The following is a 20,795-nucleotide window of genomic DNA, read 5'->3' as shown; positions in this document are numbered from 1 at the left end:
AAAAAGACCGAACTTATGCAAATTTTCTTATGAAGATTTACAATATAGTTCGGTTTTTTATATAGCTAAAACACTTTTGTCCCAGCCTCTTTTAGCTTTCTGTGCTTCGTCAGAAGGCTTAGCTGCGGAATTCGGAATGGAGCAGACTGAAGAGAAGAACATCCTGAAACTGTCCTTCCCACTTTCGACCTTGACGAATGGTGCCCTCCTGTCGGAAGCCTGCACGTCTGACCAAGCGCTGAGAAGCAATATTATCGGCATTGACCTTGACCTCGAGCCTATTCAGCTGCAACCTGTCAAAGCCGATGTGTAAAAGCTCCTGCAGGGCTGCCGTCATGAAACCTTGGCGCCAAAAGGCACTGCCGAGCTCGAATTCGATTTCCCCTGTTTCATGCAGAAAGTTTAAGCGTTTGAATCCACAAGTACCGATGATGGCCTGGTTATTGTGCTGTCGAATCGTATATCGACTTGTATGCATCGTTTGTTCCAACTGTTTGATTCGGGTTTTCGCCTCTGCTAATGAATGTAATATAGGATAACGCGTCCACTTTGTTACTGCAGCATCTGACCAGATCGGCAACAACGCGTTGGCATCTTCCTCGGAAATCGGCTTTAGTAAGACTAAATTATGAGACATGCTCTCCTCCTTATAGTGATACTTCTGCCGTTTCTTGTTGTGTTTTTCGTGTACTAGGATTGCAAAGAAAGCTTGTAATAATAAATAGCCAATTCGTTTTGTCCAGTTTCCGTAAAGTAAGCTGCTAGCTCACTGGCATAAGTTCGTACATTGAACTTATCGCCTTGTTCCAAGAAGTATTCAATTCCCTCTGCCCACACCGTTTCGAAATTTGCATGATCGACAAACTTCTTATGCAACATGGCAAATTCCCATTTGAATATGTCATCTTTCTCCTCGATACTTAGCTGGAATCCTTCCCGATAGGCATCCATTGCCTTATCCTGCTGTCCAGTTTTCCAATAAGATTCTGCCAAAAGGAATAAGGTCTTCAAATAAGCAGGATATGTCCGATACTTCCGGGCAGCTGTTAAATATGGAATAGCTGCTAATGGCATTTGCTGTGCAGCATATAAATATCCAATATTATGCTGAATTAATGCAGCCAGTGCACCTTCATCTTTAAAATCTGTATGTGAAAGGGCATCATTTAAGGCACTCTCTGCTTGGGTGAATTTCTTTTGGTCGATAAAGTTGAGCCCTCGCATTAAAAGACTACGAGCAAGCAGATAGCGGTAAGCGGGGTACTTTTCGAATACTTTCACTGCATATTCTGTATGGAAGACAGAAAGAGATGAAATATCCAAGTGGAAATATGTCATCGCTTTGCGGAAGTGGAAATCACCTTGTTCTACTTCATCCTCAATAGATGAGAGATATTCCTCTGCCTTTTCAAAGGAAGCGAGTGCACATATATATTCCTTCTCCTCACCTAGACGCATTCCTTCTGTAAGATGATAATAATAATATAATGCTGGCGCGAAAGCATGCTTATACTTGCCTGCTTTGTCGTGATACCGTTTACTTTTCTTCAAATCTGATACAAGCACATGAAACCGGCTGGAGAGTAATAAATAGACTATGTAAAGCGTCTCCTCCTGTTGCAGTTCCTCTAAACGGTCTGACAATTCATGATACATGTCCGAAGCTTCCTGCCGCTTCCCAAGTCGGATATGTAAATACCAATCCTCCAAAGCCGCAGTCAAATCCTGATCTATTACGAGTAAACTCCTATCCATACGCGCCCCCTTTATAGTCGTCTTTCGTTATATTTTACCATTTCCGCCGAATTTTGTAGATAAAGATGCATTAATATGTAAATTACAAGTAGATTACACACTATGAGAAATGGGAAGTATATTCTATATCTCAGGAAGAGCGTGTATAATACTGCTATAGATAGAGAGGAAAAATTCACAGTAAGGTGATGAGGGACATAGCAAGCATAGAAGAATTGCATCTGGAAAATGAAAGGCTGAAGAAAAAACTTGCAGAATATGAGGGAATGATTAAGGAATTATCTGCACCGATGATTCCATCCATTGTACCGAATACGATTCTTGTTCCGCTGACTGGAACATTTTCTGTGGAACGTTTTACACATATTCAGGAAAAGATCGTAGGCAGCGTCGTCGATGTTGATGCAGATACAGTCATCATTGATCTTACCGGTATCAACTACTTGGATATAGATACAATTGGCTACGGGGAGCTAAGTGCCAATATAAAAAATCTGACAGAGGCACTGAAGCTGATGGGAGTTGAAACGATATTCGTCGGCTTTTCCGCCAAATTGGTACAAAAGCTCGTCCTATCTAATTCAGGATTCCAAGGATTCAAGTCGTATTCGACATTCCGTTCAGCTCTTAAAAGCTTGTTAAAGCAAAAAGGCATGGAAATTAGGGAAATAGAAAAATAAGCAAATCTAGAGCTCTTGCAAATGCGAGGGCTCTTTTTTTCAATACTTTTCCATTATATTGACAGAATTCTTACAGTTTCCGCGCGGACGTCAGTATTAGCAATATAACTGCTTACTTTTCATCTTATTTTTTTGATATAATGCGAGGTAATCAAAGGTATTTATAAAGTAAGGTGATGATCATAAAAAAACTGAAGAACGTCTTATTCTTCCTGCTTGGAACCATTTTCTTAGGCTTTGGGATAGCAGGGATCGTTTTGCCGGTACTGCCCGGCGGCCCGTTCTTAATGATAGCTACATTCTGTTACGCGAAAAGCTCCAAACGAATCGACGATTGGTTTAAAAGCACCACTTTCTATACAAAATATGTGCTGGCTATCACAGAGAAAAAAGGCATGACCCTTAAAGAAAAAATCCGAATTAACATAATTGCAGATGCCTTCATTTTATTTTCGGTATTTTATATTGATATATGGCTAGTGAAAATTGTATTAATTGTACTTGGTTTAATAAAACACTATTATTTCATAAAGAAAATTAAAACGATAAAGCCAGAAGAAGTAAGCGACGGCGTTAAGAATCGTGCATGACTTTTATAGATAAAGAGAAAGACCGTTTTCTAAATAGAAAACGGTCTTTCTTATGAAATTTTGTTCCCGACTGCTATCCATCTGCCATCTATATCTTCAAACACAAACTCCTTACTGCCATAGTTGGTCACCATTAATGGGCGGACGAGGGTGATGCCTTTGTTCACAAATTCCTGCTGCATCGCTGCCTGCTTTTCTGTAATGAAATACGCATCATATCCGTAGCCATACTGTATACGGTTCGGGAAGATTTTATCCAGTGCAGATTGCGTCAAAATCAGCTCGATAGTATCACGGTACAGGCATATATGCGGCTCCGCATTATTAAGATAGGAAACAGACCGAAATCCTATTTTTTCATAATAAGCTGCAGTCTTCTGTATATCCGGACAGGGAAAAATCTGCAGTAAATGGGAGAAGGATGCTTGCGTCATAAGGACACACTCATGGCAGCAGTGATCACAAGCCGAGTTTGGTGTGAGGTGAATTCGTTATGTAAGATATTCATATTCTTTCCTCCTTCATTTATCTATACGCTGTTTGCTGTTTCTTTTCCTTCTTATAAGATCATCTACATAGAAGTGATATTCCAATAGCAACCTTTTTCGTATATACACGTATAAACACTATAAGAGCCGAAGGAGGATACATATGGCGAATGTATTACTCATTATTGGTGTTATCGCAATCATTAATGGTGGGATATTTATGGGTGCTCTAACTAGCGGATCACAGCAGCGGGCGAACTACCACACCGAGACGAAGAAAGATAGATTGCTGCGGTTAAAGGTTGGAAGAATTTCTGTGTTAGTGGGTGTACTTGTTTTACTTCTAGGACTAATTCTGCATGTTATTTTATAGTAAGTTAAGTTCACCAATGCGGAAAATGAAAGCTGTGTAAGCAATGCAGGAACGGGTTAAAGAGAGGCGCCGTTTAAAATTTCGCAGTAACTTCCTGCTGCATTGTTTATATATCTTTGTATAGTTAGTCATCTAATTGTTTTCCTTTTTGGTATGATTATAAAAACGGAATTGTAAGGGGGACCTAGGATGAAAGCTTTCTCTCTGTGGTTGCGAATTACTACCTTTGCTGTCATAACTTTATGGCTAGTTGCTCATTATTATCCAGAAATAATTGCTCTGCAGTATATGCATAGCAATTGGCTTGCTGCGGTTGCTGTTATTTTAATAATTGGCGGGGCTCTGGCAGCAAGGAGCTTAGTCTATGATATTATCTGCCTGGCATTCTTCCTGTTCGTTTTAACGATATTGAATATCTTAAGTCCTGCACAAGATACTGTGTTTGGTTTTAATCAATTCTACTATTGGGGATTAACTTTCCTTATGATATGGCAAATTATACTTTTAAGAATTAGAAAAGAAGGAAAAGCTGAAACAGCATGAGGAAGCTCGGACAGTCAATCTGTCCGAGCTTTTTCTTTTCCGTGAACAATAAAGGCTGCGATATACTGCAGGGATGAAAGTACAAATGCAAGGAGCGAATAGTCAAAGATAAGACCTAAAACCAAGATCGTCAAAGCACCAGTAACAAATAGCAGATTGCTTATATAGTTTCGCATATTCTCAGCATAACATTTCCAGTTAAATGGGTGTCGAGTTATCAGTATTTTATTTCTTGAACATTTAATCGCTTCTTTTGCATTTCAACCTTCCAAACCTGTAACTCATAGTATAAAAAGGAGGAAAGACCGGTGCATTAGTGCCGGTCTTTTTACGTAGGGAAAAATATTAAAAAGAACCTGTTGACATGTTTAATTGATGTGATATATAATTATCTCGAATTCGAGATAAAAACTTCTTCTTAAGAGCTCATATTTTTTTGATCAAATGTCTCGAATTCGAAGTAAATTTCTTATATTTTTTTAATCAGATATCTCGAATTCGAGGTAAATGAGGAGACGAAGAAGATATGTCAGAATTTATCGAGTTAGTAAATCAGCGGAGATCAGCAAGTAACTTTCTCCCAGACAACCCAATAACAAAAAAAGAACTTGATGAGATCTTCAACTTAGTGAAGCTAGGTCCATCAGCATTCAATCTGCAGCATACAAATTACGTAGTCGTCCTAGATCCTGAAAAGAAACAGAAATTAAAAGAAGCAGCAAACGGACAGTACAAGGTTGAGAGTTCATCTGCTGTGGTCCTTGTACTAGGTGATAAACAAGCCTTCCAGCAAGCAGCCGATATTTATAAGGGCTTGAATTTGTTAGGAGTTATTAATAAACAAGAATATGACCTTATGGTGAATGACACCGTCTCCTTCTATGAAAAGCGGGGGCAGGAATTTCACCGGGACGAAGCAATTCGGAATGCATCCCTATCCGCCATGCTGTTCATGCTGGCGGCCAAGGAAAAGGGCTGGGATACTTGTCCGATGATCGGCTTTGATTCCGACAAAGTAAAGGAAGCATTAAATGTTCCGGCGCAATATGAAGCAGTACTAATGATTACGATTGGCAAAGAAAAAACGGAAAGCAGAAAACCAAGAGGATATCGCAGGCCGATTAATGAATTTGTTAGTTATCAATAAAAAATAGGGAGTGTATAGACATGACAAAACAAACACAAGGAATTCATCACATTACTGCAATTGTAGGTCATCCACAGGAAAACACTGATTTTTATGCTGGTGTATTAGGACTTCGTCTCGTGAAGAAAACCGTAAACTTTGATGATCCCGGCACATACCATCTTTACTTTGGCGACGAAAAAGGAAAACCAGGGACAATCATTACCTTCTTCCCTTGGCCAAATGCTTACCAAGGCAAGATCGGCGACGGTCAAGTGGGCGTTACATCTTATGTGGTTCCAAAAGGTGCACTTGCTTTTTGGGAGAACAGACTGGAAAAATTCGAAATTGCGTATACGAAAACGGAACGCTTCGGTGAGCAGTACTTGCAGTTTGATGATGTACATGGGCTGCATTTAGAAATCGTGGAAAGAGAAGCAGGCGAAACGAATACATGGACTTTCGGTGATGTGACACCTGAAGTTGCGATCAAAGGATTCGGAGGGGCAACTCTATATTCTAAGACTCCTGGCGCAACAGCAGAGCTACTCGAGCAAATGGGTTTGGAGAAAGTCGGAGAAGAAGGCGATTATGTCCGCTACAAAGCTGCAGGCGATATCGGAAATATAATTGATATTAAACTGACAACTAGCGGAAAAAGCCAAATGGGCGTCGGTACTGTTCACCACATCGCATGGCGTGCAAGCGATGATCAGGATCAGTTAGATTGGAGCGAATATGTGGATGGACTTGGTTACGGTGTAACACGTGTTCAGGATAGAAACTACTTCAATGCGATTTACTTCCGGGAGCACGGCGAAATTCTATTCGAAATCGCAACAGATCCTCCAGGATTTGCAGTTGATGAAACCCAGGAAACAATGGGGGAGAAATTGATGCTTCCAGCGCAATATGAACAGCATCGCAGTAAAATTGAAAATCATGTATTGCCATTCGAGGTTAGAGTTTTAGACTGATGTGAGCGAAAGCAGAAGGTCAGTTGCTTTCCATCGATCCTGCGAACTTACAAAAAAATTTTAAGTTTCCAACCGGAGTCTGCTCTAATGAAAGGCCGAAATAAGTCGCTATCTCATGGCGGAAGGATTGAGAAAAATGCTTAGAACAGCGGGAATTCATCATATCACTTCAATGGTTAATGATGCGCAAAGAACAGTTGATTTTTATGCAGGTGTTCTTGGGTTAAGACTTGTGAAAAAGACGATCAACTTTGACAGACCAGAGGTATACCATCTTTATTTCGGGGATCAGCTGGGCAGTCCTGGTACGATCATCACATTCTTTCCGTGGCCGAAACAGCTCAAGGGTCGTATTGGAAAAGGGCAAGTCGGCGTAACCAGCTACAGCATTCCAGATGGAGCTCTTCTGTTCTGGGAGGAGCGGCTGAAGAAGTATGAGATAGTGACTGAATCTGCTGAACGATTTGGCGAAAGGTATCTACGCTTTGATGATCCCGATGGTCTTCATTTGGAGCTGGTGGAACAAAAACAAGGTCCTGTGAACAGCTGGAACTTTGGCAGCATCACATCAGCCGTTGCGATAAAAGGATTTGCAGGTGCGACATTGTATTCGGCAGCCCCTCATCAAACAGCTGATATTCTGGAAAACATTCTAGGATTGACATGCATCGGCCAGGAAGGCAATTATCTCCGATTCCGTGCCGAATCGGACATTGGCAATACAGTTGATATTCAGCTCACTCCTACAGTCCGTGGCTTGATGGGTGCTGGAACTGTTCACCATATTGCTTGGCGCGCAAAAAACGAGGAAGAGCAGAAGGAGTGGCACAAGCTTTTGGAAGAGAAGGGTCATCATCCGACCGAGATAACTGATCGAAATTATTTCAATGCATTATATTTCCACGAAGCCGGTGGCATTCTTTTTGAAATCGCGACAGATCCACCAGGCTTCTCGGTAGATGAACAAACAGAACGGCTTGGAGAGAAATTGATGCTGCCGTCCTGGTTTGAATCCAAACGAGATGGATTGGAACAAACACTACCGGACATCACAGTAAGAGTTTTGAAGGGGGATTCATGATGAAACACTTTGTTCATAAAGGTAAAGATAGCACCAAGCCGACTTTCCTGCTGCTGCACGGAACCGGCGGGAATGAATTAGACTTATTGCCTCTAGCGGGAAGAATCGATGAAGATGCTTCCGTACTGAGCGTTCGAGGAAGTGTCTTGGAGAACGGCATGCCGCGTTTCTTCAGACGTTTAGCGGAAGGTATATTTGATGAAGAGGATCTTGTATACCGTACAAGGGAATTAAATAAGTTTCTTGATGAAGCTGCAGCAGAATATGACTTTGACCGGGATAACATCATCGCAATCGGCTACTCAAATGGCGCCAATATCGCTGCAAGCTTGTTGTTCCATTATCAGAATAGCTTAAAAGGTGCCATTCTCCATCACCCAATGGTGCCAAGAAGAGGAATCGAGCTTCCGGATCTAACCGGTAAAAACATCTTTATTGCCGCAGGTACCAATGATCCAATCTGTTCACCGGCGGAATCATTGGAACTGGTCAAGCTACTGAAAGAAGCACATGCAGACGTCCAGCTCCATTGGGAAAACAACGGACATCAGCTAACAAACACAGAAGTGGAAGCAGCTCGGGAATGGTATGTTGACTAGATTGTTATAAGAATGTATCAGCGCAATTGTGCATCAATCAATGAGGTTGATTCTAAGCAAGTGTGAAAGCAACAGATGAGGAGTGTAAACACAAATGGGATTTTTAGATAAATTATTCGGAAAAACAAAGGAGAATGAAACAATGGAAAACGTTAAATTAGCAGTAGTTTATTACAGCATGGGCGGCACGAACTATCAAATGGCAAAATGGGCGGAGGAAGCAGCAAAAGAAGCAGGCGCAGAAGTAAAAGTACTGCAAGTACAAGAGCTTGCACCACAATCCGTCATCGATGGTAATCCAGCTTGGAAAGCACAAACAGAAGCAACAAAAGACGTACCTGTCGCGTCTTCTGCTGATTTGGAATGGGCTGACGCTATCATCTTCAGTGTACCAACGCGTTTTGGTAACATGCCATCTCAAATGAAGCAATTCCTTGATCTTCAAGGCGGCCTTTGGGCTAACGGCAAAACAATCAATAAAGTAGTCAGCGCTATGACATCTGCGCAAAACCCGCACGGCGGACAAGAAGCAACCTTGCTTTCTCTATACACAAGCATGATGCACTGGGGCGCAATCATCGCAACACCAGGCTATACAGATCCAGTGTTATTCGCAGCTGGAGGAAACCCTTACGGTACAAGTGTAACAGTAGGCCAAGATGGCAAGATGATTGAAGATGTGGAAGCTGCTGTGAAGCATCAGGCAAAACGTACAGTTTCTGTTGCTGAGTGGGTTAAGAGAGGAAATCAATAAGAACTGTATTATATAACCAAAAGGACACTTCTCTAGAGGAGTGTCCTTTTGGTTATATTGGTAAGGTTGAAGAACGCTATTACTTAATTGCTTGGTACACCCATTTGTCTTCTCGCCTGATCAAGTATATCCATTGTGATAATTGAATTTTCCCATGTATTGATCGATGACTGCTGTTTATTCGTTTGGATAAGCTGGATGAACTCAGCAATTTCGTAGTACATCGGGTCATATTCCTGCTGCCTGCTAATGTCTTCACTTGTTCCGTCAGGGTAATGTATTTCCGCTTTCTTTGGACTAGATATATGGTGAATTACAATCGTGCCTTTTTCGCCGATGATTTCAGTAGGAAGATAGGAGTTCGTAATGCAGGAGAACATGACACTCGCTTTGACTTCTTCATAGTCAAGGAGCATATGCCCTTGCCCGTCAACGTCTGATTCCAAAATGGTTCCAGTCGTTTGGATAGATGCTGGTCTGCCAAACAGTGCAACCAATGGAGCGATGGTGTAAACACCAAGATCCATTAAAGCTCCGCCAGATAAAGCGGGATTGAATAGGTTTGGCAGTGATCCGTTCTTCAAATCATCGTAGAAAGGAGAGTAACGGCAGCTTGAAGAAAAATAAGATCGCACAGGGCCAATTTTATGCAGATTTTCTTTAACTGTTAAGAAGTTCGGCATGAATGTAGATTTCATGGCCTCCATCAGAACAACGCCTTTTGTTTCTGCTTTTTCGATCATTTTTGATACTTCCATGCTGGTGGAGGCAAAAGGCTTTTCGCACAGCACATGCTTGCCGTTTTCCATGAATGATAATGCTTGCTCTGCATGTAAAGCGTTAGGGCTTGCGATATAGACGGCGTCTATTTCATCATGATTAGCCATCTCGTTGATATCAGTAAAGAAGAGTTGAAGCTGATGCTTCTTAGTAAATGCTTGACCTTTTTCATCTGACCGGGAATACACTGCTGTTACTTTGAAATCCTCATGTTGTCTACCAGCTGCAATGAATCTCTCGGTAATCCAATTTGTACCTACAACACCGAATCTAATCAACCTGCATCCACATCCTCTCAGGGGCAGTATACTATTTCTCTTATAAGATAATATTACTTCATATAAGCGTTAAATAGCAGGGATATGAATAAATTCAACCTTATCTTTGTATAGAATAACGTTCCAACAATGGAAATCGATATGCATAATGACATCATGTCTGAAGGAAAAGCAATGATTGGCGTCAATGAAGGAGACGCGGTACCAAAACTGTTCATTCCAAAACTTATTGATTACTACAAGAAGGGACTATTCCCATTAGACAGGCTTGTGAAGTTCTATAATTTCGACCAGATTAACGAAGCTCTTGCTGATTCGAAAGCTGTGGCGTTGCATGGAAGCCAGTTTTGAAAATCAGCTGAGAGATTATAGCTCGGTTTCCTCCTGGAAAAAGAAGTTTGCAAACGAAGAACGGACATCAGTATCACATGATGTCCGTTCTTTCATTCAATATAATGCTGGCTACTAATAATGCTTATTTATCTTCTAGGAGAAATACCGTACTGCCAAGATCGGTTGGCTTTTCTGTAATTCTATGATGATTTGCATATCCGACTAAGCTACTTATAACAATAGTACCTATCAGTACCAATGAAAAAATAACTTTCTTCAAACAAATCCCCCTCTTTTTAAGTAAGAGTTAACAGATAGTACTTCATTGCAAGGTCATGCTGATTGTTATCTGCATAGTATTGGGCTAATTCTTTCGAAAAAAGCCTGACATTATACATATCCTCTACACTTTGAAAATACTTTATCCCCTCCTGCCAGACAATTTCAAAATTCAGCCTGTCTTCATATTTTTTATGGAGCATGGCGAATTCCCACTTCTTTGTCATATTATTTTCTTCAATGCTGGCTTGAAATCCTTCTTTATAGGCTTCTATTGCTTTAGAAGGTTGATTCGTTTTCCAATAACAATCAGTTAATAAGTACAAGATCTTTAATTCAATTCGTTTTTGTTTTCCTTGCAACGCTGCATTAAGATAGGGAATTGCCATAGCCGGCAAACCACGCTTCACATAAAGCACGCCTAGATTAAGATTTGTAGAAGAGATAAAATTTTGATTTTCTTTTTTCTTGAAGATTGTTAACGCCTTGAGAAGAGATTTTTCAGCTGATTCGTAGTTGAGTTGATCTATGTAATTTAATCCCTGCAGCATTTGCGTTCGGGCAAGCAGGAATTCCAGTCTTTTAGAAGATTTGAATACTTTTGCAGCTCTTGCAGTGTGAAGAACAGACAGATTGGTAATGTCGAGAAAATAGTAGGTCATGGCTTTTCGAAGATGGAATTCACCTATACTTATAGGATCATCCAGCTGTTCGATGTAATTCTCAGCTTTCTCAAAATAATGAAGTGCTTTTTGGTAATTTCCTTCATCATAGAAAAGAATACCTTCTGCTAAGTACAAGAAATATCGGTGGGTTTCATGGAAGTAGTCTTGGTGTGCTTTTGCATTATCAAGCGATATAGCGCTATTCACAGCATCTTTTTGAATCAAATAATAGCGGCTCTCAAACAGGTAATATGTGATAAGCTTCTCGACATCGAACTCGCTGATTTGTTTTTTAAGCTCTTTATGGATAGTTGCAGCAGCACCTTTTTTATCAAGCTGAATACTGACAGACCAATTATCCATTAGAGCCGCAATATCGAGGTGATTCGGGAGATTGCGTCCCATAGTGAAAGGCTCCTTTTAGAATTATTAATAAATGCAATTCTACCATTTTTTGTCGAATATTGAATTGGGAGACTTGAAATTGGAAGGAATTACTATGAAAGATTAAAGTATTACATGTTCAGAAGACGAAATAAAGGTTATTTCAACAGCTATAATAACAGATTTCTACAATAGTAAGAAACAAGCAATTCTAATTTGAAGTAAAATTTAAAAATAAATAAGAAAAGCTCTCCTGCTTAGGAGAGTTAAAATCCAGTTGTGAATATTGTTGCCACGAAGAATAAGATACTTTCTTAGAAGTAGTTATGCGGCTTTTTCCTGCAGTATAAAATGCAGCACAATGAGAAATAAGCCGATTATCCCTGCGATGATGGGAAACCACAGAGAACCTGTATGGTAGTATCCTTGCATCACTTCTTCATCAAATAGCAATACATTATGCGGAAAAGCCCTAGAGAATAAATCAACGAAAAAGAACATTACAATTGAAATCGCAATGAAAATAATTCCGGAAATAAAGTACATAGATCCTCCATCTCTCCCTTATAATTCCTCAAATATGCAGCCCTACAATGTAGGACCCCGTTTAATGTAGGACCCCATTTATTATGAAGGTTGTCATAATTTATAAATAAGATTTAGTAAATCTGACATTTGTTCCTTTAAGAAAATACTATATTTTTTTAATGTAAATATTAATCTTCATGACAGATAAACCAGTTTTTAGACAGGTTCTTATAAGAATCGGCGCCTTTCCAATAGGAGGCGTCGTTTTGTGTTAGCTTCTTTAATCAAATCTTTACAAGAAACGTAATAAGAGAAAATCTATGTTTGTTACATTTATGTTGGGGTACAAAGAAGTGAAAATATTGCTATTTCATATTAATTATTTTAGAACATTGCGTTTGACACTGATGTATAAATAAAAGTCCCAATCTGTAAATGCCCTGCAGATCATAACTAGAAGGAAGCTATCTCTTTGTGAACGTGATAATAATCCATAGTGAAATGAATCATGGAAGTCTTATTCACTTACTTAAGGAGGAAAAAAGGTGAAGCAGCTCTTCTTGAAAGAGATTAACAGTAATTGGGTGAATCCTTATTATACAGTTTTTGGGAATGTGTGTATAATTTTCTACCGGAATATTGGAAGCAGTCACAAGTAGGGAAGAGCTTGCCTCCATAAGCGTATTTAAAACAACGCAAGAAATTAGATAGTGATGGATATTCAAAGATTAAACTATCAGGCTATTACTCTAAGATGCGGGGTGTATTATGGTCAGAGATACGATAGAGATATTAAGTCATTTTATTTTTTACATTGGATTATTATTTACATTGGTATTTGTTTATAAAGTTGTCTACATAATTGTTGCCTTTAAGGCGAGAAGGAGTAAAGATTCAAACGAGAAAGAAGCTCCTCTTCGTAAATACGCTTTTTTAATTCCAGCTCGAAATGAAGAACTCGTTATCGGACAGTTGATTGAAAGTATAAAGAATCAGAATTACCCTAAGGAATTGTATGATATCTTTGTTATTGCTGACAACTGTACGGATAATACAGCCCAGTTTGCCAGGGAAGCAGGAGCGATCGTCGCGGAACGCTTTAACGATAAGCTGGTTGGGAAGGGATATGCGCTTAAGCATATGCTGAATATCATTGAGATGGACCATTCATCTAAGAATTACGATGGATACTTTGTTTTTGATGCTGATAATCTGCTTGATGAGAATTACATATATGAGATGAACAAAACATTTAATCAAGGATATAGAGTCATTACGAGTTATCGGAATTCCAAAAACTATGATCAGAATTGGATTACGTCTGGATATGCGCTTTGGTTTTTATATGAAGCAGAATTCCTTAACCGTCCAAGAATGTTTCTTAAAACGAGCTGTGCCGTTTCGGGCACAGGGTTTTTAGTCAATGCTAATGTTTTTAAAGAAAATGGCGGCTGGGTTCATCATCTTCTTACAGAAGATATCGAATTTACGGTGGCGCAGATCATAAAAGGTGAAAAGATTGGGTATTGCAGCAGCGCAGTATTTTATGACGAACAGCCGTCTACATTCAGTCAATCATGGAAACAGCGGTTACGTTGGGCAAAGGGATTTTACCAGTTCTTCATTAAGTACGGTAAAGAGCTATCTTATGGGATGTTCCGTGGAAAAGGAAATCGATTTTCATGCTTTGATATGATGATGACGGTTCTGCCAGTAGTGATTGTTTCTATGCTCTGTCTTATCGGTAATATGTTGATTCTTTTACTTGTATCATTTGAAGGAAAAGGACTGTTCCAAACCTATCTTATAGGAGGAACTTTAGGGATTCTATGGATTTATGGCTTGCTATTTGCGCTTGGACTAATAACCACCATAATGGAATGGGATAAAATTCGTTGTCCAAGCTGGAAGAAAATCTTTTATCTGTTCACTTTCCCACTCTTTTTGTTTACCTATCTGCCAATCTCCATCGTGGCGTTGTTCAAGAAAATCGAATGGAAACCGATTCCTCATACGGTTGTGAAATCCCTTGATGATTTGCGTCAACGCTCTTAAAATTTCACAGTAATCAAAAATCCCCCTCATTTTAAAGTGAGGGGGATTTAAATTTTTTATAATTTATTTAATTGCTTTGCTGACTTTTAACTTTTTCCCTTTAATAGTCGTATTCTCCATGGCTTGTAAAACTATTGAGCCCTTTCCATTCAGAATGTCAACGTATGACATTTGATCCTGGATGGTTATGATGCCGATATCTTCTGCTGTGACTCCAGGGATTTTTGCGAGCGTTCCAACAAAATCAACAGCGCGGATTTTCTTCTTTTTACCGCCGTTGAAATGGAGTTTCATAATATCTTGGTTGATTCGAGCTGTTTTATTATTTCTTACAATACGTTTGCTGCTAAGTTTTTCTTCAAAAGCAGCTTTTCCACCAGCAATTTCTGATTGACTAGGAGCTTCTGTGGTAGGTATTTCAAAGCCGATATATCTTTCGATTGCCTTTATGAACTTTCCTTCAAATGTGGTCGAAAACGTGATGGCCTTTCCTTTATTTCCGGCACGGCCAGTTCTACCAGTTCGGTGCACATAGGCCTCTTTTTCCATAGGAACGTCATAGTTGATAACAAGTTTCACATTATCTATATCGATACCTCTGGCTGCTACATCAGTGGCCACTAGATAGCGGAAGTTCCCCATTTTGAAGCCTTCCATAACAGCAAAACGGTCTTCTTGTTCTAGTCCTCCATGGAGCCTTTCACAAGGATATCCAGCTTCATCCAGCTCACTATACACAGTATCCACGTGTTCTTTGGTTCGGCAAAAAATGAGGCAGCTGTCTGGATTTTCTACAACTGTGACGTTTTTAAGAAGTGAAATCTTTTCTTCTTCTTTAGCTTCGATTAACAAATGTTCAATGGTGTCGGCAGTTACTCCAGTAGATTCAATTTCAATACGAGTAGGATCTTTCATATATTTAAGGCAAAGATCTTCAATATCTTTAGGGAAGGTAGCAGAGAAAACCATTGTTGTACGGTTTGAAGGCAGCTTTTTAATGATTGCTTCCACTTCATCGATGAAACCTTTATTCAGCATCTCATCAGCTTCATCAATGATAAGATATTTTATCTGTTCCAAATCTAGGGTATCTCGTTCAATATGATCCATAACCCGCCCAGGCGTACCAACGACTACATGCGTTTTTTGTTGTAATTCATCTTTTTGCTTCTTAAAAGGTTCTTTTCCATAGACGGCTACTGCCTTAATGCGTTTAAACCTTCCGATATTCGTAATATCCTCGCGGACTTGGACCGCAAGCTCCCTAGTTGGGGTAAGAATTAACGCCTGTGGTTTTTTTTCCTCCCACACAACCATTTCGGAAACAGGAATACCAAAGGAAGCAGTCTTTCCACTTCCTGTTTGAGCTTTTACGAGAAGATCTTGATTTTCCAATGCTAGTGGAATGACTTCCCTCTGAACTTCAGTTGGAGTTTTGTATTTTAACACAGTTAGTGCTCTTTTTATTTCTTCGCTAACATGATAGTCCGCAAAAGTTACTTTACTCATTATTTAACCTCATTTTTTGTTTTTTCATTATGTGTATAGTATTTTTTACAACAAATATTATATGCATTATCTGAATAGGCTTCATTATACTTGAAAAGTGAGGAGCATATCGGGTTTTATTTTAGATTATAAAAAGAAATTAAGGCATGTGACCGGTAATACCGGACAACATGCCCAATGAAATAACATATTTAACTTTGTGGGAGTACTTTATTTCTAGGGTAGTTCCTTCGTAATAATATTACTCGGATTTCTATTTCTCTTCAGGTGCAGTATGCTCGTAATAGTACTCAAGAGCGCGGTTGGCAATATTATAAGTTATTGGATACTGTTGTCCACCGCTGATAATACCGAGGTTTGGTACCATGATAGCGAATGCTATCTCAGGATTATCCGCATCGGCATAGCCGATTAATGTCCAGTTCTCCAAATCCGTGCCATTTTTACTTGTTTGGGCAGTACCTGTCTTACCAGCAATATTATAGCTTTTAGCTTTATCGGTAAGATGTCGAGAAGCAGTACCGTTCGTTGTTTGGAAGACCATCTCAAAACCAGTCTTTACTCTTTCAATTTGTTCATCGGTTGCAGTTATTTTATTTAATATTTCCGGTGACTTCGTTTCCGCAAGCGGACCCAGTTTGTCCTTTTCGTTCGAAGGTTCATGAATTTCGCTTACGAAATGAGGTTTAATCCTGTAACCGCCATTTGCAATAGTAGAGACATACTGTGCTAATTGCATTGTGGTATAAGTGTCAAACTGTCCGATAGAGAAATCGAGAAGGTTACCCGCCTGACCGGTAGTTCCTACATAACCTACAGACTCCGAAGGTAAATCTACTCCTGTCTCTACACCTAATCCAACTTGATTATAATAATTACGCAATATTCGGAATGCATCTTGATCGAATGATACACTTTCTCCATTTTTCTGATTATATTCGCCGCCAATATGTAAAGCAACATTAAACATGTATACATTGGAGGACATTTGTAAAGCTTGTAAGTCATTTATCCAGCCCATATTTTTATAAGAGGATTTCTCAGGAGTATCTTTAATTATCATTGGTGTATCTAAGAATTGTGCCCCCATCGTTACAGCACCTTCTTGATATCCGGCAAGCAATGTTGCTCCCTTGACGGTGGAACCAACAGCATTTGCGCTAAAAACAGTGTTCATATCAGCAGATTCATACTCATTATTTTCACGGTTATAGTGTTGTCCGCTGGCAGCATAAATTTCTCCTGTGTTCGGGTTTAGCATGACTGCCATCGCATCTTCGAGATAACGGTTTGCACCAGGATGTCTGTTGATGGCATTCTTTAGTTCATCGCGTACAATCTTATCTAATTCTTTTTGGAAGTCCATATTAATGGATAATTGAAGATCCTGACCGCGCTGTCCTTCAGAAATAACTTCCTGTGAGACGATGTTATTGTTATTATCTGTTACATAACGGACGCGCTTCTTGTCACCCTTCAGTAAGCTTTCATATTCTTTCTCCAGACCGCTTGTACCGATCCGATCGTTCAATTGATAGTTGCGGGATTTATAATAATCTTCTTCCCCTTCTGGGATACCGGTCTTAATACTACCAAGAATACCTTGAAGGGAACCGTCATATGGATAATTACGTGTCCAATCGGTTGTAACATTGATACCGGACATATCGCCCATGTTCTCTGCAATTGTCGCATACTCTCTTTCGCTTACATCTTTGTTCTTGATTACATGTGGTACAAGCTCGGTTGCGCTATCCAGCTCACGCTTGATGGCAATAATTTGTTTCGCTTTCTCATCATTTTCAAGCTCTTTGTAATCATCCTCGGTGATACGTTTAAGTGTCGTGTCGTACACTTCTGTATCATCTAGTGATTCTTTTTCAGAAGCTGTTATTCGTTTATTCGCTTCTTCTGAATTTAATAGGAACCAATATTCCTTGTATTCACGTTCAGTAATTTTTTCTGTGGATTTATCTTCCATCTTGATAATATCGGCGAGTTTAGTCGCGATATCGAGCCGTTTATCAGCAGGATCTCCGTTCTTTGGCGGGGTGTATGTAATAGAATAAACAGGTTCATTTCCTACAATCACATTTCCACCACTGTCATAAATCATGCCGCGCGGAACAGAAATCTCAGCGATATCATTAGTTGTCTGCTCCAATACTGCCTGGTGCTCTTCGCCATTGATGATTTGCACAACTCCAAGCTGCAAGACCAAGGCAGAGAACAGCAGGAAAACAATCACAAACAAAATATTGAGACGGAAAGGAAGCAACGCGCGTTTTTTCCTCCTTTTTTTGGTCATATTGTTCTTAGCCTCCAATTTTTCCATATTGATTCCATTATATCATTGGCCTAGTATTGCTTCATCATAGTTCTGAGTTTTTTTTTGCATAAACTAGTAATGCATGTATAATTATCACTAGTAAGATAATTGGGGGAGATTAAATGGTCCAATCAATTAATACAAAAGTCGATTTAGTTATTAATGCAACCTCACATAAAATGTCGGAATATGGGAGAATCATGATCGGGGATAAAGGATTTGAATTCTACAATGATCGTGATGCGCGCAAGTTTATCCAAATTCCTTGGGAAGAGGTTGATCTTGTGATTGCTTCGGTCTTGTTGAAAGGGAAATGGATTCCGCGCTATGCAATCAAAACAAAACGCAATGGGACATATACATTTTCTTCTAAAGATCCAAAGCGAGTTTTCCGAGCAATCCGCGAATACGTTGATCCGAATCACATGGTCAGATCATTAGGTTTCTTTGATGTCATAAAACGCAGCTTAAAGAGTAAAGTTAAAAAGTAACAATATCTAAAATTGTTATCTGGTAAGAATGAACTAAATTTTTGAACTTATAGTCTTGTAAGGCGAAAAATGGTGTGCTACAATATTTTTGGAAGCTCACTAAAGAACTCAAGTGCTTTATTTTTTGACACATAATTAAAGCGCTTGCAAAATAGAATTAAATAGCCATCGCAATTATTTTTTACGTGTTACTGATTCGATCAGGCATGAGTAAAAAAGTATTGATTAAAACGAAGAAGGGTCCTTCTATACCTATGCCTTCCTTTAATCTGCTTTTTACTCATGCCTTTTTTAATGCCTAAAATCGAAAAAGTAACCATTTTAGATGAGCTGCCATTTTTCTGTAAGCTTTCACAATACTACTAATAGGAGGTAAAGAGATGGTAGGAATTATCATTGCCACGCACGGTGAATTTGCCACTGGTATCTTGCAATCCGGGACGATGATCTTCGGAAAGCAGGAAAATGTAGCAGCTGTTACATTGATGCCGAGCGAAGGACCTGCTGATGTAAAGTTAAAAATGGAAAAAGCAATCGCCTCTTTTGACAGCCAAGACGAAGTATTAATCTTAGTCGATCTTTGGGGCGGAACGCCTTTCAACCAAGCTAACAGCTTGATGGAAAGCCACAAGGACAAATGGGCAATCGTTGCTGGTTTGAACTTGGCCATGCTGATTGAAGCTTTTGCATCGCGCTTCTCCATGAATTCTGCGCATGAAATTGCGGCCCATATCCTAGGCACAGCAAAAGAAGCGGTTAAAGTGAATCCGGAAGAACTGGAACCAGCAGCTCCTGCTGCAGCTGCCAGCGGCCCATCCAATACCGGTGCTCCTGGTACATTTGACTACGTATTAGCACGCATCGATACACGTTTGCTTCACGGTCAGGTAGCGACTGCTTGGACGAAGAGCACAAATCCTACACGTATCATCGTTGTTTCCGATGAAGTCGCAAAAGATGATCTTCGGAAGAAATTGATTCAGCAGGCTGCTCCTTCAGGGGTAAAGGCACACGTTGTTCCGATCAATAAAATGATCGAACTGGCAAAGGACGACCAGCACTTTGGCGGCCAGCGTGCACTGCTTCTTTTTGAAAACCCGCAGGATGCACTTAGAGCAGTAGAAGGCGGCGTACCACTTGAGACAATCAACGTTGGTTCGATGGCACACTCACCTGGTAAAGTGCAGCCGAATAAGGTACTTGCCTTCAGCCAGGACGACATCGACACGTTCGCGAAGCTAAAAGAGCGCGGTCTCAAATTCGATGTACGCAAAGTGCCGAACGATTCAAAAGGCAATATGGACGACATTTTGAAAAGGGCACAAGCGGAGTTAAACAAACAAAGGTAATCCTGACTATCAGATAAAAAGGAGGATTAATAATTATGGATTTGACAATGATTCAAATCATTTTAGTTGTTATCGTGGCATTTTTAGCCGGTGTCGAAGGAATCTTAGATGAATTCCATTTTCACCAGCCAATCATTGCCTGTACGTTAATCGGCTTGGTTACAGGCGAAGTAGTACCATGTCTTATCTTGGGCGGAACCTTACAGCTGATCGCTCTAGGTTGGGCAAACATCGGGGCAGCCGTAGCACCGGATGCTGCGTTGGCATCTGTAGCATCTGCAATTATTTTAGTTTTAGGCGGGCAAGGTGAAGAAGGTGTTACTTCTGCAATCGCGATTGCTGTACCGCTTGCTGTAGCTGGTCTTCTACTTACAATCATTGTTCGTACGCTGGCAACAGGTATCGTGCATCTAATGGATGCGGCAGCGAAGGAAGGAAACTTCCGAAAGATTGATATGTGGCATATTATCGCCATCATCATGCAAGGTCTGCGTATTGCAATCCCGGCTGCATTGATCGTAGCGATTGGCGCAGCTCCGGTTAGAGACTTGCTTACAGCTATGCCAGCTTGGCTGACAGACGGTTTGGCAGTCGGCGGGGGAATGGTAGTAGCGGTTGGTTATGCAATGGTTATCAACATGATGGCTACAAGAGAAGTATGGCCATTCTTCGCAATTGGTTTCGTCTTGGCGACTATCCCATCCATTACACTTCTAGGACTTGGCGGTATCGGTGTAGCGCTTGCACTTATCTATTTGGCACTTACTAAACAAGGCGGTTCAGGTGGTGGCGGAAACGGAAACACTGGTGATCCGTTAGGCAAAATCATCGATGACTATTAAAAAGGAG

23 protein-coding genes are annotated in these 20,795 nt (G+C 40.1%); 14 read left to right on the top strand and 9 right to left on the bottom strand.

Features of this window, described 5'->3' with window-relative positions:
• Positions 1 to 118: 118 nt before the first annotated feature.
• Positions 119 to 637 carry a GNAT family N-acetyltransferase gene (locus AE2B122_RS09505; RefSeq protein WP_175073903.1) on the bottom strand — a complete coding sequence of 173 codons (519 nt, stop codon included), beginning with the start codon at positions 635 to 637 and terminating at the stop codon, positions 119 to 121.
• Between the two features lie 53 nt (positions 638 to 690).
• A complete protein-coding gene (locus AE2B122_RS09500) occupies positions 691 to 1,755 on the bottom strand; it encodes a hypothetical protein (RefSeq protein WP_175073902.1) in 1,065 nt (354 codons plus the stop codon).
• Positions 1,756 to 1,943: 188 nt separating this feature from the next.
• Here AE2B122_RS09500 and AE2B122_RS09495 point away from each other — a divergent pair, with 188 nt between their 5' ends.
• Together AE2B122_RS09495 and AE2B122_RS09490 are read left to right on the top strand one after the other, a co-directional pair.
• Positions 1,944 to 2,435, top strand: a complete 492-nt coding sequence (locus AE2B122_RS09495; RefSeq protein WP_095219851.1) for an STAS domain-containing protein — start codon at positions 1,944 to 1,946, stop codon at positions 2,433 to 2,435.
• 176 nt (positions 2,436 to 2,611) lie between these two features.
• On the top strand, positions 2,612 to 3,025 hold the full coding sequence (locus AE2B122_RS09490) for a YbaN family protein (RefSeq protein ID WP_095219852.1): 414 nt from the start codon (positions 2,612 to 2,614) through the stop codon (positions 3,023 to 3,025).
• Positions 3,026 to 3,075: 50 nt separating this feature from the next.
• Here the strand turns inward: AE2B122_RS09490 and AE2B122_RS09485 are convergent, their stop codons facing one another.
• The gene (locus AE2B122_RS09485) at positions 3,076 to 3,459 is read right to left on the bottom strand and encodes a glyoxalase (RefSeq protein ID WP_095219853.1); all 384 of its coding nucleotides are present in this window, start codon (positions 3,457 to 3,459) and stop codon (positions 3,076 to 3,078) included.
• Between the two features lie 217 nt (positions 3,460 to 3,676).
• Between AE2B122_RS09485 and AE2B122_RS09480 the strand changes: the two genes are divergently transcribed.
• The 7 genes from AE2B122_RS09480 to wrbA all read left to right on the top strand — a co-directional run bounded on the left by AE2B122_RS09480 (position 3,677) and on the right by wrbA (position 8,966).
• Positions 3,677 to 3,886, top strand: coding sequence for a DUF5316 family protein (locus AE2B122_RS09480; protein ID WP_175073901.1), 210 nt, complete (start codon positions 3,677 to 3,679; stop codon positions 3,884 to 3,886).
• Positions 3,887 to 4,075: 189 nt separating this feature from the next.
• A complete protein-coding gene (locus AE2B122_RS09475) occupies positions 4,076 to 4,429 on the top strand; it encodes a hypothetical protein (RefSeq protein WP_175073900.1) in 354 nt (117 codons plus the stop codon).
• Between the two features lie 526 nt (positions 4,430 to 4,955).
• Positions 4,956 to 5,576 carry a nitroreductase family protein gene (locus AE2B122_RS09470; RefSeq protein ID WP_095219856.1) on the top strand — a complete coding sequence of 207 codons (621 nt, stop codon included), beginning with the start codon at positions 4,956 to 4,958 and terminating at the stop codon, positions 5,574 to 5,576.
• 20 nt (positions 5,577 to 5,596) lie between these two features.
• Complete coding sequence (locus tag AE2B122_RS09465) at positions 5,597 to 6,532, top strand: ring-cleaving dioxygenase (protein WP_095219857.1); 936 nt, start codon at positions 5,597 to 5,599, stop codon at positions 6,530 to 6,532.
• A 136-nt stretch (positions 6,533 to 6,668) separates the two neighbouring features.
• Positions 6,669 to 7,613, top strand: coding sequence for a ring-cleaving dioxygenase (locus AE2B122_RS09460; RefSeq protein ID WP_175073899.1), 945 nt, complete (start codon positions 6,669 to 6,671; stop codon positions 7,611 to 7,613).
• A complete protein-coding gene (locus tag AE2B122_RS09455; RefSeq protein WP_175073898.1) occupies positions 7,613 to 8,212 on the top strand; it encodes an alpha/beta hydrolase in 600 nt (199 codons plus the stop codon). The genes AE2B122_RS09460 and AE2B122_RS09455 overlap by 1 nt, the downstream gene beginning before the upstream one ends.
• A 142-nt stretch (positions 8,213 to 8,354) precedes the next feature.
• The gene (gene wrbA / locus AE2B122_RS09450; protein ID WP_095269429.1) at positions 8,355 to 8,966 is read left to right on the top strand and encodes an NAD(P)H:quinone oxidoreductase; all 612 of its coding nucleotides are present in this window, start codon (positions 8,355 to 8,357) and stop codon (positions 8,964 to 8,966) included.
• 83 nt (positions 8,967 to 9,049) lie between these two features.
• Here wrbA and AE2B122_RS09445 read toward each other — a convergent pair whose 3' ends face one another.
• Positions 9,050 to 10,024, bottom strand: a complete 975-nt coding sequence (locus AE2B122_RS09445; RefSeq protein ID WP_095269411.1) for a Gfo/Idh/MocA family protein — start codon at positions 10,022 to 10,024, stop codon at positions 9,050 to 9,052.
• A 129-nt stretch (positions 10,025 to 10,153) separates the two neighbouring features.
• Between AE2B122_RS09445 and AE2B122_RS09440 the strand changes: the two genes are divergently transcribed.
• A complete protein-coding gene (locus tag AE2B122_RS09440; RefSeq protein ID WP_175073897.1) occupies positions 10,154 to 10,375 on the top strand; it encodes an aryl-alcohol dehydrogenase in 222 nt (73 codons plus the stop codon).
• 124 nt (positions 10,376 to 10,499) lie between these two features.
• Here the strand turns inward: AE2B122_RS09440 and AE2B122_RS09435 are convergent, their stop codons facing one another.
• The 3 genes from AE2B122_RS09435 to AE2B122_RS09425 form a co-directional block, all read right to left on the bottom strand.
• The gene (locus tag AE2B122_RS09435) at positions 10,500 to 10,637 is read right to left on the bottom strand and encodes a hypothetical protein (RefSeq protein WP_175073896.1); all 138 of its coding nucleotides are present in this window, start codon (positions 10,635 to 10,637) and stop codon (positions 10,500 to 10,502) included.
• Between the two features lie 16 nt (positions 10,638 to 10,653).
• Entirely contained in the window at positions 10,654 to 11,706 is a 1,053-nt protein-coding gene (locus AE2B122_RS09430; RefSeq protein WP_095219863.1) for a lipopolysaccharide assembly protein LapB, read from the bottom strand.
• A 303-nt stretch (positions 11,707 to 12,009) separates the two neighbouring features.
• Positions 12,010 to 12,231: a hypothetical protein gene (locus AE2B122_RS09425; protein ID WP_175073895.1), complete on the bottom strand. Its 222-nt coding sequence runs from the start codon at positions 12,229 to 12,231 to the stop codon at positions 12,010 to 12,012.
• A gap of 750 nt (positions 12,232 to 12,981) precedes the next feature.
• On the opposite strand from AE2B122_RS09425, the gene AE2B122_RS09420 reads away from it, so the two are divergent.
• A complete protein-coding gene (locus AE2B122_RS09420) occupies positions 12,982 to 14,268 on the top strand; it encodes a glycosyltransferase family 2 protein (protein ID WP_175073894.1) in 1,287 nt (428 codons plus the stop codon).
• A 63-nt stretch (positions 14,269 to 14,331) separates the two neighbouring features.
• On the opposite strand, the gene AE2B122_RS09415 is transcribed toward AE2B122_RS09420, so the two are convergent.
• Positions 14,332 to 15,777 carry a DEAD/DEAH box helicase gene (locus tag AE2B122_RS09415; RefSeq protein WP_175073893.1) on the bottom strand — a complete coding sequence of 482 codons (1,446 nt, stop codon included), beginning with the start codon at positions 15,775 to 15,777 and terminating at the stop codon, positions 14,332 to 14,334.
• A gap of 253 nt (positions 15,778 to 16,030) precedes the next feature.
• Positions 16,031 to 18,085 carry a penicillin-binding protein 2 gene (locus tag AE2B122_RS09410; RefSeq protein ID WP_175073892.1) on the bottom strand — a complete coding sequence of 685 codons (2,055 nt, stop codon included), beginning with the start codon at positions 18,083 to 18,085 and terminating at the stop codon, positions 16,031 to 16,033.
• Positions 18,086 to 18,228: 143 nt separating this feature from the next.
• Between AE2B122_RS09410 and AE2B122_RS09405 the strand changes: the two genes are divergently transcribed.
• The 3 genes from AE2B122_RS09405 to AE2B122_RS09395 all read left to right on the top strand — a co-directional run bounded on the left by AE2B122_RS09405 (position 18,229) and on the right by AE2B122_RS09395 (position 20,788).
• A complete protein-coding gene (locus AE2B122_RS09405; RefSeq protein ID WP_095219867.1) occupies positions 18,229 to 18,597 on the top strand; it encodes a DUF956 family protein in 369 nt (122 codons plus the stop codon).
• Positions 18,598 to 18,977: 380 nt separating this feature from the next.
• Positions 18,978 to 19,946 (top strand): mannose/fructose/sorbose PTS transporter subunit IIA, encoded by a 969-nt coding sequence (locus AE2B122_RS09400; protein ID WP_095219868.1) that lies wholly within the window; start codon positions 18,978 to 18,980, stop codon positions 19,944 to 19,946.
• Between the two features lie 41 nt (positions 19,947 to 19,987).
• Entirely contained in the window at positions 19,988 to 20,788 is an 801-nt protein-coding gene (locus AE2B122_RS09395; RefSeq protein WP_245840394.1) for a PTS mannose/fructose/sorbose transporter subunit IIC, read from the top strand.
• Positions 20,789 to 20,795 lie beyond the last annotated feature (7 nt).

Source organism: Terribacillus sp. AE2B 122 (genome assembly GCF_902497585.1).
In the GTDB taxonomy this organism is placed as follows: domain Bacteria; phylum Bacillota; class Bacilli; order Bacillales; family Amphibacillaceae; genus Terribacillus; species Terribacillus saccharophilus_A.
This window is presented reverse-complemented; position numbering and strand designations above follow the sequence as displayed.

Bases quoted from the DNA above. Each gene is read 5' to 3' on its own strand.
- AE2B122_RS09465 (WP_095219857.1), top strand. From the start codon at position 5,597: ATGACAAAACAAACACAAGGAATTCATCACATTACTGCAATTGTAGGT.
- AE2B122_RS09495 (WP_095219851.1), top strand. From the start codon at position 1,944: ATGAGGGACATAGCAAGCATAGAAGAATTGCATCTGGAAAATGAAAGG.
- AE2B122_RS09425 (WP_175073895.1), bottom strand. From the start codon at position 12,231: ATGTACTTTATTTCCGGAATTATTTTCATTGCGATTTCAATTGTAATG.
- AE2B122_RS09470 (WP_095219856.1), top strand. From the start codon at position 4,956: ATGTCAGAATTTATCGAGTTAGTAAATCAGCGGAGATCAGCAAGTAAC.
- AE2B122_RS09410 (WP_175073892.1), bottom strand. From the start codon at position 18,085: ATGACCAAAAAAAGGAGGAAAAAACGCGCGTTGCTTCCTTTCCGTCTC.
- AE2B122_RS09505 (WP_175073903.1), bottom strand. From the start codon at position 637: ATGTCTCATAATTTAGTCTTACTAAAGCCGATTTCCGAGGAAGATGCC.
- AE2B122_RS09475 (WP_175073900.1), top strand. From the start codon at position 4,076: ATGAAAGCTTTCTCTCTGTGGTTGCGAATTACTACCTTTGCTGTCATA.
- AE2B122_RS09490 (WP_095219852.1), top strand. From the start codon at position 2,612: ATGATCATAAAAAAACTGAAGAACGTCTTATTCTTCCTGCTTGGAACC.
- AE2B122_RS09480 (WP_175073901.1), top strand. From the start codon at position 3,677: ATGGCGAATGTATTACTCATTATTGGTGTTATCGCAATCATTAATGGT.
- AE2B122_RS09485 (WP_095219853.1), bottom strand. From the start codon at position 3,459: ATGACGCAAGCATCCTTCTCCCATTTACTGCAGATTTTTCCCTGTCCG.
- AE2B122_RS09460 (WP_175073899.1), top strand. From the start codon at position 6,669: ATGCTTAGAACAGCGGGAATTCATCATATCACTTCAATGGTTAATGAT.
- AE2B122_RS09420 (WP_175073894.1), top strand. From the start codon at position 12,982: ATGGTCAGAGATACGATAGAGATATTAAGTCATTTTATTTTTTACATT.
- AE2B122_RS09500 (WP_175073902.1), bottom strand. From the start codon at position 1,755: ATGGATAGGAGTTTACTCGTAATAGATCAGGATTTGACTGCGGCTTTG.
- AE2B122_RS09400 (WP_095219868.1), top strand. From the start codon at position 18,978: ATGGTAGGAATTATCATTGCCACGCACGGTGAATTTGCCACTGGTATC.
- wrbA (WP_095269429.1), top strand. From the start codon at position 8,355: ATGGAAAACGTTAAATTAGCAGTAGTTTATTACAGCATGGGCGGCACG.
- AE2B122_RS09405 (WP_095219867.1), top strand. From the start codon at position 18,229: ATGGTCCAATCAATTAATACAAAAGTCGATTTAGTTATTAATGCAACC.
- AE2B122_RS09430 (WP_095219863.1), bottom strand. From the start codon at position 11,706: ATGGGACGCAATCTCCCGAATCACCTCGATATTGCGGCTCTAATGGAT.
- AE2B122_RS09415 (WP_175073893.1), bottom strand. From the start codon at position 15,777: ATGAGTAAAGTAACTTTTGCGGACTATCATGTTAGCGAAGAAATAAAA.
- AE2B122_RS09440 (WP_175073897.1), top strand. From the start codon at position 10,154: ATGGAAATCGATATGCATAATGACATCATGTCTGAAGGAAAAGCAATG.
- AE2B122_RS09455 (WP_175073898.1), top strand. From the start codon at position 7,613: ATGAAACACTTTGTTCATAAAGGTAAAGATAGCACCAAGCCGACTTTC.